At 71.3% G+C, this 15,168-nt stretch carries 16 protein-coding genes and 1 pseudogene; 7 read left to right on the top strand and 10 right to left on the bottom strand.

From position 1 onward, the window contains the following. From ACWEN6_RS36985 to ACWEN6_RS36970, 4 genes and pseudogenes are all read right to left on the bottom strand, one after another. Positions 1 to 572, bottom strand: a pseudogene (locus ACWEN6_RS36985) (hypothetical protein); the annotation flags it as partial. A gap of 29 nt (positions 573 to 601) precedes the next feature. Further along, positions 602 to 1,309: a flavoprotein gene (locus ACWEN6_RS36980; RefSeq protein ID WP_452576646.1), complete on the bottom strand. Its 708-nt coding sequence runs from the start codon at positions 1,307 to 1,309 to the stop codon at positions 602 to 604. Positions 1,310 to 1,500: 191 nt separating this feature from the next. Then, positions 1,501 to 2,139 (bottom strand): LysE family translocator, encoded by a 639-nt coding sequence (locus ACWEN6_RS36975; RefSeq protein WP_380830049.1) that lies wholly within the window; start codon positions 2,137 to 2,139, stop codon positions 1,501 to 1,503. Between the two features lie 61 nt (positions 2,140 to 2,200). Continuing rightward, entirely contained in the window at positions 2,201 to 3,085 is an 885-nt protein-coding gene (locus ACWEN6_RS36970; RefSeq protein ID WP_452576645.1) for a LysR family transcriptional regulator, read from the bottom strand. 75 nt (positions 3,086 to 3,160) lie between these two features. Between ACWEN6_RS36970 and ACWEN6_RS36965 the strand changes: the two genes are divergently transcribed. Continuing rightward, on the top strand, positions 3,161 to 4,132 hold the full coding sequence (locus ACWEN6_RS36965) for a threonine ammonia-lyase (protein ID WP_452576644.1): 972 nt from the start codon (positions 3,161 to 3,163) through the stop codon (positions 4,130 to 4,132). Positions 4,133 to 4,201: 69 nt separating this feature from the next. On the opposite strand, the gene ACWEN6_RS36960 is transcribed toward ACWEN6_RS36965, so the two are convergent. The 3 genes from ACWEN6_RS36960 to ACWEN6_RS36950 are packed head-to-tail and all read right to left on the bottom strand — an operon-like array spanning position 4,202 to position 5,650. Further along, on the bottom strand, positions 4,202 to 4,438 hold the full coding sequence (locus ACWEN6_RS36960) for a DUF2283 domain-containing protein (protein ID WP_354836703.1): 237 nt from the start codon (positions 4,436 to 4,438) through the stop codon (positions 4,202 to 4,204). Between the two features lie 7 nt (positions 4,439 to 4,445). Beyond that, the gene (locus ACWEN6_RS36955) at positions 4,446 to 5,330 is read right to left on the bottom strand and encodes a DUF4258 domain-containing protein (protein ID WP_452576643.1); all 885 of its coding nucleotides are present in this window, start codon (positions 5,328 to 5,330) and stop codon (positions 4,446 to 4,448) included. Further along, entirely contained in the window at positions 5,321 to 5,650 is a 330-nt protein-coding gene (locus ACWEN6_RS36950; RefSeq protein ID WP_452576642.1) for a hypothetical protein, read from the bottom strand. The genes ACWEN6_RS36955 and ACWEN6_RS36950 overlap by 10 nt, the downstream gene beginning before the upstream one ends. A gap of 166 nt (positions 5,651 to 5,816) precedes the next feature. On the opposite strand from ACWEN6_RS36950, the gene ACWEN6_RS36945 reads away from it, so the two are divergent. Next, the gene (locus ACWEN6_RS36945; protein WP_354836697.1) at positions 5,817 to 6,191 is read left to right on the top strand and encodes a YbaB/EbfC family nucleoid-associated protein; all 375 of its coding nucleotides are present in this window, start codon (positions 5,817 to 5,819) and stop codon (positions 6,189 to 6,191) included. A gap of 28 nt (positions 6,192 to 6,219) precedes the next feature. Further along, the gene (locus ACWEN6_RS36940; protein WP_354836695.1) at positions 6,220 to 6,621 is read left to right on the top strand and encodes a YbaB/EbfC family nucleoid-associated protein; all 402 of its coding nucleotides are present in this window, start codon (positions 6,220 to 6,222) and stop codon (positions 6,619 to 6,621) included. Between the two features lie 159 nt (positions 6,622 to 6,780). Here ACWEN6_RS36940 and ACWEN6_RS36935 read toward each other — a convergent pair whose 3' ends face one another. Continuing rightward, positions 6,781 to 7,686 (bottom strand): alpha/beta fold hydrolase, encoded by a 906-nt coding sequence (locus tag ACWEN6_RS36935; RefSeq protein WP_452576641.1) that lies wholly within the window; start codon positions 7,684 to 7,686, stop codon positions 6,781 to 6,783. 253 nt (positions 7,687 to 7,939) lie between these two features. Beyond that, positions 7,940 to 8,596, bottom strand: a complete 657-nt coding sequence (locus ACWEN6_RS36930) for a PadR family transcriptional regulator (protein ID WP_452576640.1) — start codon at positions 8,594 to 8,596, stop codon at positions 7,940 to 7,942. A 121-nt stretch (positions 8,597 to 8,717) separates the two neighbouring features. Here ACWEN6_RS36930 and ACWEN6_RS36925 point away from each other — a divergent pair, with 121 nt between their 5' ends. The 3 genes from ACWEN6_RS36925 (at position 8,718) to ACWEN6_RS36915 (ending at position 11,877) form a co-directional block, all read left to right on the top strand. Further along, on the top strand, positions 8,718 to 9,167 hold the full coding sequence (locus tag ACWEN6_RS36925; RefSeq protein WP_452576639.1) for a universal stress protein: 450 nt from the start codon (positions 8,718 to 8,720) through the stop codon (positions 9,165 to 9,167). 362 nt (positions 9,168 to 9,529) lie between these two features. Further along, positions 9,530 to 10,543 (top strand): pectate lyase family protein, encoded by a 1,014-nt coding sequence (locus ACWEN6_RS36920; RefSeq protein ID WP_452576638.1) that lies wholly within the window; start codon positions 9,530 to 9,532, stop codon positions 10,541 to 10,543. 77 nt (positions 10,544 to 10,620) lie between these two features. Next, positions 10,621 to 11,877 (top strand): pectate lyase, encoded by a 1,257-nt coding sequence (locus ACWEN6_RS36915; protein WP_452576637.1) that lies wholly within the window; start codon positions 10,621 to 10,623, stop codon positions 11,875 to 11,877. A 122-nt stretch (positions 11,878 to 11,999) separates the two neighbouring features. On the opposite strand, the gene ACWEN6_RS36910 is transcribed toward ACWEN6_RS36915, so the two are convergent. Beyond that, complete coding sequence (locus tag ACWEN6_RS36910; RefSeq protein ID WP_452576636.1) at positions 12,000 to 13,340, bottom strand: M20/M25/M40 family metallo-hydrolase; 1,341 nt, start codon at positions 13,338 to 13,340, stop codon at positions 12,000 to 12,002. Positions 13,341 to 13,690: 350 nt separating this feature from the next. Here ACWEN6_RS36910 and ACWEN6_RS36905 point away from each other — a divergent pair, with 350 nt between their 5' ends. Next, positions 13,691 to 15,082: an aspartate aminotransferase family protein gene (locus tag ACWEN6_RS36905; protein ID WP_452576635.1), complete on the top strand. Its 1,392-nt coding sequence runs from the start codon at positions 13,691 to 13,693 to the stop codon at positions 15,080 to 15,082. Positions 15,083 to 15,168: the final 86 nt, after the last annotated feature.

Raw genomic sequence — 15,168 nt, 5'->3', positions numbered from 1 at the left:
CGTGCTTTCGTCGCGGTTCGCGCTTGTGGGCGGGGGCTGTGTTGTCTGGGGGGCGAGCCCCCGAACCCCCGGCGAGGGGCCTGCCGGCCCCTCGCGCAATCGAGATGGACCTGCGTGCGCCGACCGAGCAGCGAGGCCGCCAAGTGCGACACGTCGAGGTGTTCTCCGACGCTGACCGCGTGCTTCGTGTCGCCGTAGCCGACGGCGGCGGACAGTTCATGGATCGACACGTTGGTCGGTCCGAACGCCGTCCAGAAATCGTTGCGGTCCTCCCCCAGGACGTCCGCCACACGCCGAGCCTGCCGAAGGAACATCTCCACACCGGCGCGGTCGAACCGGGTGGCAGCAGCGGTCACCGCGACGAGATACAGGCCTCCCAGTACCGAAACACGCTCGGGCTCGGACCGCTTGAGTGCGCGCTCGAGTGCTTCGGCCGCGCGCACGGCGATCTGCAGCCCCTTCTCCGGCTCGTCAAGCCGGACAAAGATGTAGCCCAGCCGATAGGCGCTCACCGCCGCGAGAAGAGAATCCTCCGCCTCCTCGGCGGCCGACATGGACCGGTCGCCGGCCATCCAGGCAAGCTGGGCTTCCCCGACCCTGCTCAATGTGGTCGCCGCCGCCTGATAGACCAGAGCCCGCAACCTCGCCCAATCGCGGCCCTGATCAGATTGCCTGCCCCGGCTCGCGATCTCGGTCGCGACGATGAGCCCTGGCAGGCTGCGCCCTGCTTCGCCGTACCTCGTGGCCTGGTAGAGGTCGTTGACGCTCTGCAGTCTTTGACGCAGCCACGCCAGATTCTCTTGGGTGGCTTCACCAGGTGGCATGCGGGCGTGCGCGGGCGCGTCAGGATCGAAGAGCACGTCGACCCCATCTGACGCAGCGTGTCCAAACTACGGCTGAACGCCGGATGGCGCGCCAGAGCGTCCTTGAGCAATGGGACGGCCAGGATGGGGACGCCGAAGCCCGCCAATTCACACAGCAGTCCGACCGCGAAGGTGTCGGCGATCCCACCCGCCCATTTGTTCACGGTGTTGAAAGTGGCGGGAGCGACCACTACCGCATCGGCGGCCGGAAGCGCGTCCGGTTCGTCCGGTTCGTCCGGCATCCGGTAACCGCAGCGCACCCGATCGCCGGTCAGTCGTTCCAGCTCCGCCTGATCGACGAAGTTCGCGGCCATCGGCGTGGTGATGACGCGGACGGTCCACCCGGCGCTTTGGGCGAGACCCGCGAGGTGCTGGACGGACGCCGCCGCCGGGGCCGCGCAGACCACGACATAGAGCACGCCGCCCGATATCGGTTCCGCCCGCATGCCCGGATCATAATCAGGCCCCTCGCCGGGGGTTCGGGGGCTCGCCCCCGAGACAACACAGCCCGAGCGCCGCTTGCGCGAAGCGCGTCGAATGCTCGGACCATGCCTGCGCACCTCCGCCGGTTGCGCGGGGCCATGAGGCGGCGTACGGCGAAGGCGGCTGCGCCCTGCACACCGGCTGACCCCGGAGGTCAGACCTTGCGGCCGGTGTCGCCGGAGAAGGCCGCCAGTGCGCCGAGGCCGATGTAGACCAGACCGCTGGCCACGTCCAGGCGGCGGGCGGCGATGGACGAGCGGCGCAGCCGGCCGGCGAGGGCGGCCGACAGCAGCGCGTAGGTGCCGTCGCTGGCCATGCCCAGGGCGATCCAGATCAGCCCGAGCAGGACGATCTGCGGCGCGACCGGACCGCGTCCCGGGTCCACGAACTGCGGCAGGAAGGCCAGGAAGAACAGCGCCGTCTTGGGGTTGAGCACGTTGACCACGAAGCCCTCGCCGAACATGCGTGAGCGCGAGACCGGCTCGGCCTCCTTGGCGAGCGCGCCGGTCCGGGCGAACAGTTTGCGCAGACCGAGGTACAGCAGGTACGCGGCGCCGGCGTACTTCACCGCGGTGAACGCGGTGGCCGAGGCGGCGAGCAGCGCGCTGACGCCGAGCGCGGCGGCCACCACGTGGACGACCGAGCCCGCGTGGATGCCCGCGACCGACACCAGCCCGGCGGCCCTTCCCTGCGCCACGCTGCGGGTGACGATGTAGACGACGGCGGGTCCCGGGACGAGCAGCAGGGCGAGCGTCGCCGCGGTGAAGACGGCGAGCGCGGTCATGGATGGCATGTCGCCGATGGTAGGAATCATCCCGCTCCCAGGTCCATCGATTTCCGCCCCACCGGCCGCCTCAGGGAACGGCGTCGGCGAGGGCGGCCAGGAGGGCCGCGGTGGCCGGGGGCTCCGGCGGCTCACCGTAGGTGGCGGCGAAGACGTGCCTGGTCGAGCCGGGGATGGCGCTCGTCCGCACGTCCGGGTGGCGGTGGGCGGCCAGCGCCAGGCCGGGCAGCACGGTCACCCCGAGCCCGGCCGCGACCATCGCCTGAACGGCCACGTAGTCGTCGGTCGTGAAGGCGATCGAGGGCGCGAACCCGGCCGCGGCGCACAGCTCGAGCAGATGGCCGCGGCACCGCTCGCAGCCGCTGATCCACTTGGCGCCCGCGTACGTGGCCGGCGAGCCGTCCGCGGCCGTCCTGGGCGGGGTGACCAGGAAGCCGGGGTCGTCGAACAGCGCGGTCAGCCGGACGCCGTCCTCTTCGGCCGGGGTGGGCGCTGGAGCGGTGGCGTACCGGAAGGTGACCGCCACGTCGACCTGGCCGGCGCGCAGCATGGCCAGGGCCTGCGGCGGCTCGGCCTCGACCAGGCGCAGGTCCAGCCCGGGATGCTCCCGGGAGAGCCGTACGGCCGCGGCGGGCACGAACGTGCCGAGCGCCGAGGGGAACGCGGCCAGGCGCACGCGGCCCGCGCGCAGGCCGACGTGCGCCGCCAGCTCCGCCGAGGCGGAGTCGAGTCGTCCGATGATCTCGGCGGCACGGTCGGCGAGGATCAGCCCCGCCTCGGTCAGTCTGATGCCCCGGCCCACCCGCTGGACCAGCCGGGCCCCGGTCTCGGCCTCCAGCCGGGCCAGGTGGTGGCTGACCGACGGCTGGGAGTAGTGCAGCTCGCGGGCGGCGGCCGTCACCGAGCCGTGCCGGGCGACGGCGTCCAGGACGCGGAGCCGCAGCATGTCGAGCATCCATCAACTATATCTATGGATCGTGCCGCGCATTGGCATTGGACCTATGAAAGCGTGCGGGACAGGGTGGTGCCCATGCCGATCGTGTCCTGTCCTCCGGCGCCGCCGTCGTTCACCGACGTCCTGCGCGCCGCCCGCGTCATCGCCCCGCACCTGCCGCCGACGCCGATGTGGTCCTACCCCGTGCTCGACGCGCACGTGGGCGCCGAGATCCACCTCAAGCACGAGAACGCCCAGCCGACGGGCGCGTTCAAGGTCCGCGGCGGGCTCAACCTGCTCGCCCACCTGCCGGCCGGCACGGAGAAGGCCGGGGTGCTCACCTACTCCACCGGCAACCACGCCCAGTCGATCGGGTACGCGGCCCGGATCTCCGGGGTCCCCTGCACCGTCGTCATGCCCGAGAACCCGAATCCGGCCAAGGTGGCGGCGGTGGAGGCCCTCGGCGCGGCGGTCGAGATCCGCGGCGCCACGATGGTCGAGACCGGCGCCTACGCGCGAGCGCTCGCCGAGGAGCGCGGCGACCGGCTGATCAGCCCGGCCGGCGACCCGGACCTGATCGCGGGCGTCGGGACGCTCTACCTGGAGATGTTCACCCGGCAGCCGGACCTCGACGCCGTCTTCGTCCCGGTGGGCTCGGGCACCGGCGCCGCCGCGGCCTGCCTGGTCGCCCGCGCGGTCGCCCCGCGCTGCCGCGTGATCGCCGTGCAGTCGTCGCAGGCGCCCGCCGCCCACGACGCCTGGCGCTCCGGAGAGCCCGCCGGGCGGCCGGTCGGGACGGTCGCGGAAGGACTGGCGACCGGCTCGTCCTTCGCCCTGCCGCAACAGCTCATGCGCGGGCTGGACGACTTCCTGCTCGTCCACGACGATGACCTGCGCGCCGCCCAGCGCCTGCTGCTCACCAAGGCCCACACCCTGGCCGAACTGGCCGGCGCCGCCGCCCTGGCCGGGCTGCTCGCCGTCAGGGAACGGTTCACCGGGCGCAAGGTCGCCGTCGTCTGCACGGGCGCCAACGCCGGCCCGGCCGAGATCGAGCGGCTCCTGTCCTGAACCGGTGGTTCCAGAGGGGGCGCGTGCGCGTCGGTCGAGATCGACCGGCTCCCCTCCTGAACCGGTGGCTCAGGAGGGGGCGGCGTCCTCACCGGCCGCGGCGGACAGGAGCTCCGGCCGCAGCACCCGGGAGGCCCCGATGATCTCGATGCCGAGCAGGAAGCCCTGGGCGTCGAAGTCGAGGATGACGTCTCCGCGCAGGTCCTCGTCCTCCACGGGGACCTGGACCGAGGCCTCCCCCTCGTCGATGTGGTCGACCAGGTAGACGTACGCGACGTCGTTCTCCTGCTCGTATTCGATGCGCAACTGGCTCCTACTTCCTCTTCCAGAAGGTCGTGACGATCTTCCCGGTGTGCTTGTTGACGACGACGCCGATCTTGTTGCCTTCGTGGACGACCGTGTCGGACGTCCGGCCCGGCTTCTTCCTCCCCGTCGCGATCGCCTGCTGCACCATGTCGTCGCTGATGCCTCGCTGCCCCTGACGCTGCGAGGCGTGCCGGGAGGTGCCGCCCCCGCTTCCGCCCTTCTTCTTCCCCATCTTCATCATGAGGTCGTCGAGCGGGTTGTCGGCCCCGCGCCCCGGCACTCGGGCCGCGCCTCGCACGCCCAGGCGGCCGCCGGCGCCGGCCAGGGCGGGGGTGCCGCCCATCGGGCCGCGGGCGTTGCGCAGGATGCGTTCCAGGGGCTCGGTGACCTTGCGGGCGAGACCGGGGGCGAGCACCCGGGCGCCGCCCTCGCCGGCCTCGCGCAGGATCCTGCCCATCGCGGCCCGCGTGGCGAGCACGGTGGCCGTGGCGGTGCCGAGAGCGAGCGGGCCGCCGGCGAGCAAGCTGGTCGCGAGCTTGACCGTGGCGGCGGCGGCCTGCGAGATCACCGCGATCTTCGTGCCGGTGACGACGGTGGCCGTGCCGTCGAGCAGGACGGGCGCGTAGGAGCTCGCCCGCGTCGCCAGCCCGAGGTGGCCGGTGCCGCCGGTCTTCTCCCAGTGGCCGGCCAGGGCGGTCGCTGACGCGCCCTTGTAGTCGGCCCCGGTCGTGCGGACCACCTGGTCGGCGCCCTCGGAGGAGGCCGCCGACTGGGCGGTGAGCCGGCGCCAGGAGTCCGCCTCGTGGCGGATCTTGCTCTCGCTGATGTTGGGCCAGGGGACTCCGGCCATGTTGAGCATGCCGGAGGCCCAGGGCGGAAGCATCACGTCCATGTGACGCCCAGGTCCCCGTCCAGTACGGCCATGCCGCCGACCAGGTCGTCCTCCGCGTACGAGACCCGCCCGCTCGCGGTGGTGAGCCCGTCCCCGGTGGCCGTGATCACCTGGCCCATGTGGGTGTAGGTGGCGAGCGCGGTGTTCTTGCACTCGGCGTAGGCCGAGATGAGCGGGCTCAGCAGCCCGTCGTCCCCCCATGACCGGGGGTCGTTCTCCAGCAGTCCCCGCACCGCCGACGCGTACTCTTCCCCGTGCGCCCGGAGGTGGGAGCCGGACGCCGAAAGAGCCCCGTGGGCCATGTCGAATCCCCGTTCCATGGTCGCAGGCTAGCCATGATCGGCCACGATTGCGCCACATTCCATTGTGAATCCCGACATCTGGCGTTTACAGCGGTCATTCGTGCCGATCACCGCCCTTCCCGCCGGTACCATCCTCACCAATGGCGCCGTCCCCGCGTTCCGGCGCCGGGTGAGGGAGCGTGTGGTGTCCGATGACCTCGAGCATCTGGAGCGGATCGTCCGCCAGACCGAGGAGGTGATGCGCGGCTTGCGTCAGGCGCAGGCCGCGATCGGGCGGGTCACCGGCGAGGGGGAGGGCGCGGGCGGCCTGGTGCGCGTGGTGTCCGACGGCAGGGGACGGCTCACCGACGTCCGGTTCGACCCGCGCGTCATGCGCCTTGACCCCGACGAGCTGGGCAGACAGGCGCTCAGGGCCGTCCAGGACGCGCAGCGGTCGGCCGTGCGCGCCTCGGAGGAGATCATCGAGCGCGCCCGCGAATCCGCTGAGGGGTTCCCCGAGCCGCTCGACGAGCGGTTCGTGCGGCGCCGGGTCGAACAGGTCGCCCGCGAGATCGAGTGACGGCGGGGGCGCCGGCAAGGAGTGATCGATGGACAGGCTGGACGCCGACCCCGCCAACTGGCGGGACGGCGAGCTGGAGAAGGACGCCGAGCGTGCCGCCCGCATCCTCGCGTGGGTCGAGGAGGGGCAGCACGAACTGGAGGCGATCACCGGGGAGGGCGAGGCCGCGGACGGCCAGATCAAGGTGGTCACAGGCTCCGACGGGCTGGTACGGGACATCGCGATCACCCGGCGGGCCATGCGCCTGGACAGCGGGTCGCTGGCGGAGGAACTGCTGGCCGCCGTCCACCGTGCGCAGGACGACGCCGAGCGCAAGGGCCGGGAACTGCTCAACGAGGCGCTCGGAGAGGTGCTCCCGGCCGGCGCGTCCGACGTCGAGGCCATCGAGGAGCAGTACGCCCGCATCCTGGACTACTTCGACCGCCCCTGACCGGCCGGACCCCGGCACGACCGGCCGGGACCCGTGACGACCGGCCGAGACCCGGCACGACCAGGACACGGCACGACCAAGACCGGGACTCGGGGACGACCTGCCACGACCGGGCCGAAGGCCCCTCCGTGGTCCGGCCCGGGAGCGCCCGGCCGATGGTCAGGCGCGGGTGAAGAAGCGGCGCAGCACCGGCGCGACCCGCTCCGGGGCGCCGCGCTGGGCCGCGTTGCCCGACGCGCTGTGGCCGAGCCCGGGCAGCTCGGCCCGCTCGGCGCGCGGCAGGATCTTCGCCAGGGCATCGGCGGCCACCCGCATGTACGCCGGGCTCCTGCCGCCGACGAGCAGCAGGATCTCGGCGCGCGTGGCCCTGAGGTCCTCCAGCTCGCGGCTCTGCTCGGCGACCAGCCGGACGTCATGGCGCAGGGTCGGCGCGAGGGCGCGGAAGGGCACGTCGTCCGGCCCGGCGTCGCCGTCCTCGCGCGCCATCAGCTTGGTGGTGAGCGCCTCCAGCAGCCGGCGGGGGACGTAGTCGAACACCTTGGGCCCCATCTGCGTGCCCTTCATACCGGTGACCAGCGCCGCCGCCGTCCTGCCCTCGGCCAGCTCCCGTTCGTGCCGCGCCAGCCAGGCCAGGGACGGCGAGCCGTCGATCGGCAGCGGCGGGTCGAAGACGACGGCCCTGGTCACCGCCGGAACCGACCGCGCCGTGCGCAGGGCGACGACGCTGCCGGAGCTGACGCCGAACAGCAGCCGGGCGCCGGTCTCCTCCAGCAGGGCGGCGACGTCCGCCACCTCGGTGCGCAGGCCGTGCCCCTCGCGGTGCGGGCCGCTCAGCCCCCGCCCGCGACGATCGGGCAGGTAGCAGGTGAAGTCGGGGGCGAGCGCCTGAGCCAGCTCGATGTGGCTGACGGAGGACTCCATGGCGCCGTGGAGCAGCACCAGGCCGGGACCGCGGCCGAGCCGCCGGTAGCCGATGGTGGTGCCGTCCGCTGAGGTCACCGAGCCGGTGGTCACGGTGGTCGTCGTCGGGCTGGTGGTCGTCGGGTCGGTCGTCGCGTCGGACATGGTCTCTCCCATGGTCGGCGCGGGACCGGAAAATCCGGTCCGGCGCGTGTCGGTCGGCATGCGTGCGAACCGGCCCATGCGGGGGAGCCCAGCTATCCTTGCGGTTGCCACCTTGCGGCCGGGTTCCGTCGCCACGGGTCTCGGTTCGAGGTCGAGCCCGGCGGGGTGTTCCCGCACCCCGCCGGGCGTCATGGTCGTCGGTCGTGCGTCGTTCAGTCCTGCGTCATTTGGTCGTGCGTCTTCTGGTCATGCGTCATCGGTCCGGGTCCGCCGTGCTGCCCCTTTCGGCGATCTCGGCCAGGTCGGGCGGTATGCGGCCCGTCCGGTGATAGTCCCGCCACCCGGCCTGGCCGGGGAAGGAGCCGGCGGTCAGTTCCTCCAGCAGCGCGCTCACCCAGGCCGCCTCGGCCTCGCGGACGGCCAGCTCGTACTCGTCCTCGATGAGGAACAGCCGGGGGACGTCCTGGCGGTCGTGGTCCAGGGCCTCGCGCCGGGTGGCGGTCTCCTCCGCGAGCAGGCGCAGGCGCCGCCGCAGCAGCCCGGCCACCTCGTCGGGCGGCAGGCTCCCCATCACCGAGAGCCCGGCCTGGAAGCTCGACCACTCCGGCTCGGGATCGGACAGCAGCTCGCGGGTCCAGTCGCGCATCTCCTCCTGCCCGGCGTCGGTGATGCGGTAGACGGTGCGCTCGGGGCGGCCGCCCTGCCGGGTGCTCTCGGCCGCCTCCAGGAAGCCGTGGCGTTCGAGATTGCGCACCACCGTGTAGAGCGAGCCCCATTTGACCCGCATGTCGTGGTCCTTGCCCCGCGCCCGGAGCATCGAGGCCATCTCGTAGGGGTGCATCGGCCGCTGCACGACGGTGCCCAGGATGGCGAGGGCCAAGAGATTGCCGACCTTGCGCCGCTTCGCCACCGCGTGACTCCTCCTCTATTCGTCTACGATTACTCGTTCACGAGCATACGGCGACGGCTATGCCGGTGACAAGACCCCTTCCGCCTGCGGCCGTGTCCGGGACGGGTCGTAAGCTCGCGGCATGAGCGGTTTCGAGATCGGCACCGACGGTCCGCAGGTGATCGTCGTCGGGGTCGACGGCTCCGAGACCTCCATGCGCGGCACCGCCTACGCCTGGGGGCTCGCCCGCCGCCAGGGCTCTGAGCTGATCTTCGTCTACGTCGTGGTCACCAGCCCGATCACCTCGCTCATCCCCGATGCCTCCGTCAGTGCCATCCAGGCGCAGGAGGAGGCGGGCGCCGAACTGCGCGACCGGCTCGCCAAGGTGGCCGAGTCGATCCAGCCGCGGGTGCGCCACACTTTCCGCATCGAGCGCGGCGACGCCGCCTCGGTCCTGATCCGCGTCGCGAACGAGGTCAGGGCGGACGCCGTGGTCGTCGGCTCCTCCGCCCAGGCCGGCCACCGGCTGATGGGCTCGGTGGCCGTCCGCCTGGTCCGCGCCGGCCGCTGGCCGGTCACCGTCGTCCCCTGACCCGCGCCCCGGCCTGTGCCTCGACGCGTGCCTCGACGCGTGCCTCGACCCGCGGCCGTACTCGCGCCTTCGGCCCGGGCCCGTGATCCACGTCTCTGACCCACGCCCGTGATCCTCGGCGAGCCGTTCGCTGAACGTTTCAAGCCGTTCACAGATGTGAAACAGATCCCAAGATGGGGAATCGGCGACCGCCCAGCTAGGAGGCCGTGGCCGGCGTTTCGCCACGGGAAAGACTTTCTGCGTCCTCACCAGGCGGGTTGACAGCCATGAGGGCGATTTTTACCTTCGACTCGTTCGCTTACATGTATGCCATACACATATGTGAACAGTATGGCGAGCCCTACGAACCCCGAGGAGTGATCGTGGGCGTGATCGTGAACAGAAGGCGGGCGGGCGCCGTGCTCGCCCTGGCGGCGGCCTCAGGTGTGGCGCTGGCCGGCGGCATCGTCGCCGGGGTGCCCGCCTCCGCGGCGCCGGCGTCGGGCGCCGCGCTCCAGGCCGCGATGGCCGCCCCGACCGACCTGGTCGGCTGGGCCACCCAGGGCGGCGGCACCACCGGCGGCGGGAACCTCTCGCCCACCAACGTCTCCAGCGCCTCGGCGCTGACCTCAGCGCTGTCGTCGTCCAGCGCCGCGGTGATCCGCGTCTCCGGGACGATCTCCTGCTCGGGCATGCTCAAGGTCGCCTCCAACAAGACCGTCCTGGGCAACGCGGGAGCCACGCTGGTCGGCTGCGGCCTCAACGTGACCAAGGCGTCCAACGTGATCATCCGGAATCTGACCTTCCGCGACTGGAACGACGACGGCATCAACGTGCAGTACTCGACCCGGGTCTGGCTGGACCACAACACCCTCAGCCACGGCCACGACGGCGCCATCGACATCAAGCGCTCCAGCGACTACGTCACCGTCTCCTGGAACCGCTTCTTCAACCACGACAAGACCATGCTCCTCGGCCACAGCGACGACAACGCCTCCGAGGACGTCGGCCACCTGCGCGTGACCTACCACCACAACTTCTTCGACGGCACCAACCAGCGTCACCCGCGCGTGCGCTTCGGCAACCCCGTGCACGTCTACAACAACTACTACGCCAACGTCGGATCCGGCGGAGGCTACGGCGTGGCCTCCACCGAAGGCGCGGGCGTCCTGGTCGAGGGCAACTACTTCGAGAACACCGCCGACCCGTTCCACCGCGGCGAGGCGTCGTCCGGGCCGGGCACGCTCGTGGCCCGCAACAACTTCTTCGTGAACTCGGGCGCGGGGGACGCCGGCGGCAGCGTGGCCTCCATCCCCTACTCCTACTCGCTCGACACCGCGTCGAACGTCAAGTCGATCGTCACCGCGAGCGCCGGCGCCGGCAAGATCAGCGTCTGACGCCGTTCGTGCGAACCGGACCCAGCGGTCACAGAAACAAGGAGAGAACAAACGTGAGCCTCATCATGAGGACGAGAATGACGGGCAGAATGCTCGTCCTGACCGTCGCGGCCGGCGTCGCGCTGGTGGCGGGCGTCACCGGCGCGGGCATGGCGGCCGCCGCGGCGCCGACGTCCGGCTCCTACACCCTGGTCAACGCCGGGAGCGGGCTGTGCCTGGACGCGCCGGGCGGCTCCGACGGCACGCAGCTGGTCCAGTCGTCCTGTAGCGGGGGCGGCAACCAGGTCTGGACGCTCGCCTCGGCGAGCGGCGGCGTCACGCTCAAGGCCGGCGGCTCCGGCAAGTGCGCGGGCGTCAAGGACGCCAGCACCTCCGCGGGCAAGGCCGTGCAACTGGAGAGCTGCACGGGAGCCTCCTCGCAGTCCTGGCAGCTCACCGAGTCCGGGTCCAACTACCGCGTGGTCAACGCCAACGGCGGCAAGTGCCTGAACGTCAAGGACAGCTCGACCAGCCCGGGCGCGCTCATCCAGCAGAACTCCTGCGACTCGGTGACCAGCAAGCAGTGGAGGCTGGCGCCGGCCGGGTCGACCCCGACTCCGACGGCCACGCCCACGCCCACCCGGACCCCCACCCCGACGCCTACTCCGACGGGTGGCGGCGGCACCATCCCGGCCTTCCCCTCGCCGAGCGGCTCGGTGAAGGTCGACGCCACCATCCAGGTGTCGGGCACCTTCGACGGCGGGATGAAGCGCTACTACGGCATCGGTGACGGCGGCCAGAGCGAGAGCCAGGACCCGGTGTTCGAGCTGGCAGCGGGCTCGACGATCAAGAACGTCATCATCGGCGCGCCGGCCGGTGACGGCATCCACTGCAACGGCAACTGCACGATCCAGAACGTCTGGTGGGAGGACGTGGGCGAGGACGCCGCGACCTTCCTCGGCGGCAACGACTACTACGTCACCGGCGGCGGCGCCAAGTCGGCCTCGGACAAGGTGTTCCAGCACAACGGCCCGGGCACCGTCCACATCAGCAACTTCTTCGTCGGCAGCTCCGGCAAGCTGTACCGGGCGTGCGGCAACTGCTCCAGCTCCTACCAGCGCCACGTGGTGATGAACGGCATCGTCGCCCAGAGCACCAAGGTGCTGGCCGGAATCAACACCAACTGGGGCGACACCGCGCGGTTCAGCAACATCACCGTCTACGGCAGCGCGAGCAGCACCAGCATCTGCGACAAGTACAAGGGCGTGCCCAAGGGCAGCGAGCCGACGAAGATCGGCAGCGGTGCCGACGGTGTCAACTGCATCTACTCGTCCTCGGACATCACCTACAAGTGATGCCCGCGAACGGCAGGAGCCCCCGTGCCGCGCCGGCACGGGGGCTCCGCCGTTCACTCTGAATGCCAGGCCCTGCGTGCCCCAAGGGCTCGAAGGCTGGACGGCTGGACGGCTCGAACGGCTCAGATCGCGCCGTAGTCGGCCAGGAACAGGGCCTCGGCGGTGGCGGCGCGGCGCAGCTCCTCGATGACCAGGCGCTCGTTCGGCGCGTGGATGGCGGCGCCGTCGTCCTCGGCGCCGAACAGCAGGATCTCGGCCGCCGGGTACTGCTTGAGCAGCGTGGCCACCAGCGGGATCGAGCCGCCCGAGCCGATGTCGCGCGGCGTCCGGCCGAAGGCGCGCTTCATCGCCCGGTTGAGCGCGGCCCTGGCCCGGCCGCCGCCGTCGGCCTGGAACCCCGAGCCGAGGACCAGGTCGGTCACCGACGCCTCCACCCCCCAGGGCGCGGCGTGACGCAGGTGCTCGGCCACGTCGTTCGCGGCGGTCTTGGGGTCGCCGGACGGGGGGACGCGGACGGTGACGCGGGCCCGCGCCACCGGCTGGACCGCGTTGATCGCGCCCTGCACCGTAGGCACGTCCAGCCCGGTGACCGTGATCGCGTACGAGGCCCAGAGGCGGTCGGCCAGCGAGCCGGAGCCGACCAGGGACACCCCGTCCAGCACGCCGGCGGTCGCCCGGAACTCCTCCTCGGCGGGGCCGGCGCCGAGGAAGACCCCGCGCGGCAGCCCGGGCACCCGGACGTCGCCGTTCTCGTCGTGCAACGAGGCCAGCATGCGGATCAGCGCCGCCAGCGCGTCGGGGGCGGCGCCGCCGAACGAGCCGCTGTGCACCGACTCGGCCAGGGTGCGCACCTCGACGGTGAAGGCCGCCATCCCGCGCAGCGACGTCGTCACGGTCGCGTCGCCCACGCTGGGGTTGCCGGTGTCGGCCACGATGATGGCGTCGGCGCGCAGCAGCTCGGGGTTGCGCTCGACGAACTCCTCCAGGCGCTCGCCGGCGTACTCCTCCTGGCCCTCGATGATGACCTTGATGCCCACGGGGAACCGGCCCTGGAAGGACCGCAGGGCCAGGACGTGCGCCAGCACGCCCGACTTGTCGTCGGCGACGCCGCGGCCGTACAGAGCGCCGTCGACGAACGTCGGCTCGAACGGGGGCGTGCGCCACAGCGCGGGGTCTCCGGCGGGCTGGACGTCGTAGTGCGCGTACAGCAGCACGGTCGGGGCGCCGGGCGGGGCGGGCGCCTCGCCGTAGACGGCGGGGAAGCTTCCGTCGACCGGGATCTGCCGGACCTGCGCGAGCCCGGTGCCGCGGAGCAGTTCCTCGGTCATCGCGGCCGCCGCGTACACCGGCTCCTCGGGATGACCGGGGAAGGCGACCGAGGGGATGGCGGCGAGCCGGGTGAGCTCCTCCACCGCCCTCGGCATCTCGGCTGCTACGGCGTTCTCGATTTGATCAGGAGTCACGGCTGTCTGTTCCCCGTATCGGCTGAGTTCTGATTCGACACATTGCATCACAGTCAGAACGCGCGTCGTGCCGTCGTCCGAGGTCCCGGGGGTCCTTCGGGGAGATCGGGAAAGCGACCGGTCCGCGGTATGTCCTGTGTGCCGGGCGGCCTCGCCCGCCGGGCGCGTTACATCGGTTCCGCGTGCCCACCGGGGATTCGCGTTCGACACACCCACACGGATTTCGTCGTTGTTACATACCGATATCGCGGATTCCGAAGTTCTTGCATAGTGTCGCCACGCAACCAGTTGTAATCACCCGTGTGGAACATGCACACTGAGGGCAGTCGAGATCACGAGGAAAGATAGCCATGACGCGACCTGAGACCGACACGGCCGCCGTCCTGAAGGCAGCGCAGGACAACCTGTGGCTGCACTTCACCCGGCACAGCGCCCACGACGCCGGGCAGGTGCCGACGATCGTCCGGGGCGACGGTGCCTACATCTACGACCTCAACGGCAAGCGCTACCTCGACGGGCTGTCCGGCCTGTTCGTCGTGCAGATGGGGCACGGGCGGGCCGAACTGGCCGAGGCGGCGGCCAAGCAGGCGCAGGATCTCGCCTTCTTCCCCCTGTGGTCGTTCGCCCACCCCAAGGCCGCCGAACTGGCCCAGCGCCTGGCCGGCCTGACCCCCGGCGACCTCAACCGGGTGTTCTTCACCACCGGCGGCGGCGAGGCCGTCGAGTCGGCCTGGAAGCTCGCCAAGCAGTACTTCAAGCTCGTCGGCAAGCCGCTGAAGCACAAGGTCATCAGCCGGGCCATCGCCTACCACGGCACCCCGCAGGGCGCGCTGTCGATCACCGGCATCCCGGCGTTCAAGCAGTTCTTCGAGCCGCTGGTGCCGGGCTCGGTGCGCGTTCCCAACACCAATTACTACCGCGCCGACGAGATCACCGGCATGCCGGGCATGAGCCCGGAGCAGTTCGGCCGCTGGGCCGCCGACCAGGTCGGCAAGGCCATCGAGATGGAGGGCCCCGACACCGTCGCGGCCGTCTTCGTCGAGCCCGTGCAGAACGCCGGCGGCTGCTTCCCGCCGCCGCCCGGATACTTCCAGCGCCTGCGCGAGATTTGCGACCAGTATGACGTGCTGCTGGTCTCGGACGAGGTGATCTGCGCCTTCGGCCGGCTCGGCACGATGTTCGGCGGGCAGAAGTTCGACTACGTCCCCGACATCATCACCTGCGCCAAGGGCCTGACCAGCGGATACTCGCCGATCGGCGCGATGATCGCCTCCGAGCGGCTGTTCGAGCCGTTCAAGTCGGGCGCCACGATGTTCGCCCACGGCTACACCTTCGGCGGCCACCCCGTCTCCTCGGCGGTCGCGCTGGCCAACCTCGACCTGTTCGAGCGCGAGGACATCCTCGGCCACGTGCAGCGCAACGAGCCGGTCTTCCGCGCCACCCTGGAGCGGCTCCGCGACCTGCCGATCGTCGGCGACGTGCGCGGCTCGGGCTACTTCTACGGCATCGAACTGGTCAAGGACAAGGACACCAAGCAGACCTTCGACGAGGCCGAGTCCGAGCGGCTGCTGCGCGGCTTCCTGTCCAACGCCCTGTACGACGCCGGCCTCTACTGCCGCGCCGACGACCGCGGCGACCCGGTCGTCCAGCTCGCGCCCCCGCTCATCTGCGGCCCGAAGGAGTTCGACGAAATCGAGTCGATCCTCCGCTCCGTGCTGACCGAAGCCTGGAACCGCCTTTAGCGGCCGTTCCGGCGTCCTGCCCGTGCCTGGAAGCCAAGGCCCGTACCTCGTTCCGGCACTCCCACAGTCTCGCCATTCCCGAAAGG

The sequence above is a fragment of the Sphaerisporangium sp. NPDC004334 genome (genome assembly GCF_053602655.1).
This window is presented reverse-complemented; position numbering and strand designations above follow the sequence as displayed.

Bases quoted from the DNA above. Each gene is read 5' to 3' on its own strand.
- ACWEN6_RS36980 (WP_452576646.1), bottom strand. From the start codon at position 1,309: ATGCGGGCGGAACCGATATCGGGCGGCGTGCTCTATGTCGTGGTCTGC.
- ACWEN6_RS36975 (WP_380830049.1), bottom strand. From the start codon at position 2,139: ATGCCATCCATGACCGCGCTCGCCGTCTTCACCGCGGCGACGCTCGCC.
- ACWEN6_RS36970 (WP_452576645.1), bottom strand. From the start codon at position 3,085: ATGCTCGACATGCTGCGGCTCCGCGTCCTGGACGCCGTCGCCCGGCAC.
- ACWEN6_RS36965 (WP_452576644.1), top strand. From the start codon at position 3,161: ATGCCGATCGTGTCCTGTCCTCCGGCGCCGCCGTCGTTCACCGACGTC.
- ACWEN6_RS36955 (WP_452576643.1), bottom strand. From the start codon at position 5,330: ATGGACGTGATGCTTCCGCCCTGGGCCTCCGGCATGCTCAACATGGCC.
- ACWEN6_RS36950 (WP_452576642.1), bottom strand. From the start codon at position 5,650: ATGGAACGGGGATTCGACATGGCCCACGGGGCTCTTTCGGCGTCCGGC.
- ACWEN6_RS36940 (WP_354836695.1), top strand. From the start codon at position 6,220: ATGGACAGGCTGGACGCCGACCCCGCCAACTGGCGGGACGGCGAGCTG.
- ACWEN6_RS36935 (WP_452576641.1), bottom strand. From the start codon at position 7,686: ATGTCCGACGCGACGACCGACCCGACGACCACCAGCCCGACGACGACC.
- ACWEN6_RS36925 (WP_452576639.1), top strand. From the start codon at position 8,718: ATGAGCGGTTTCGAGATCGGCACCGACGGTCCGCAGGTGATCGTCGTC.
- ACWEN6_RS36915 (WP_452576637.1), top strand. From the start codon at position 10,621: ATGACGGGCAGAATGCTCGTCCTGACCGTCGCGGCCGGCGTCGCGCTG.
- ACWEN6_RS36905 (WP_452576635.1), top strand. From the start codon at position 13,691: ATGACGCGACCTGAGACCGACACGGCCGCCGTCCTGAAGGCAGCGCAG.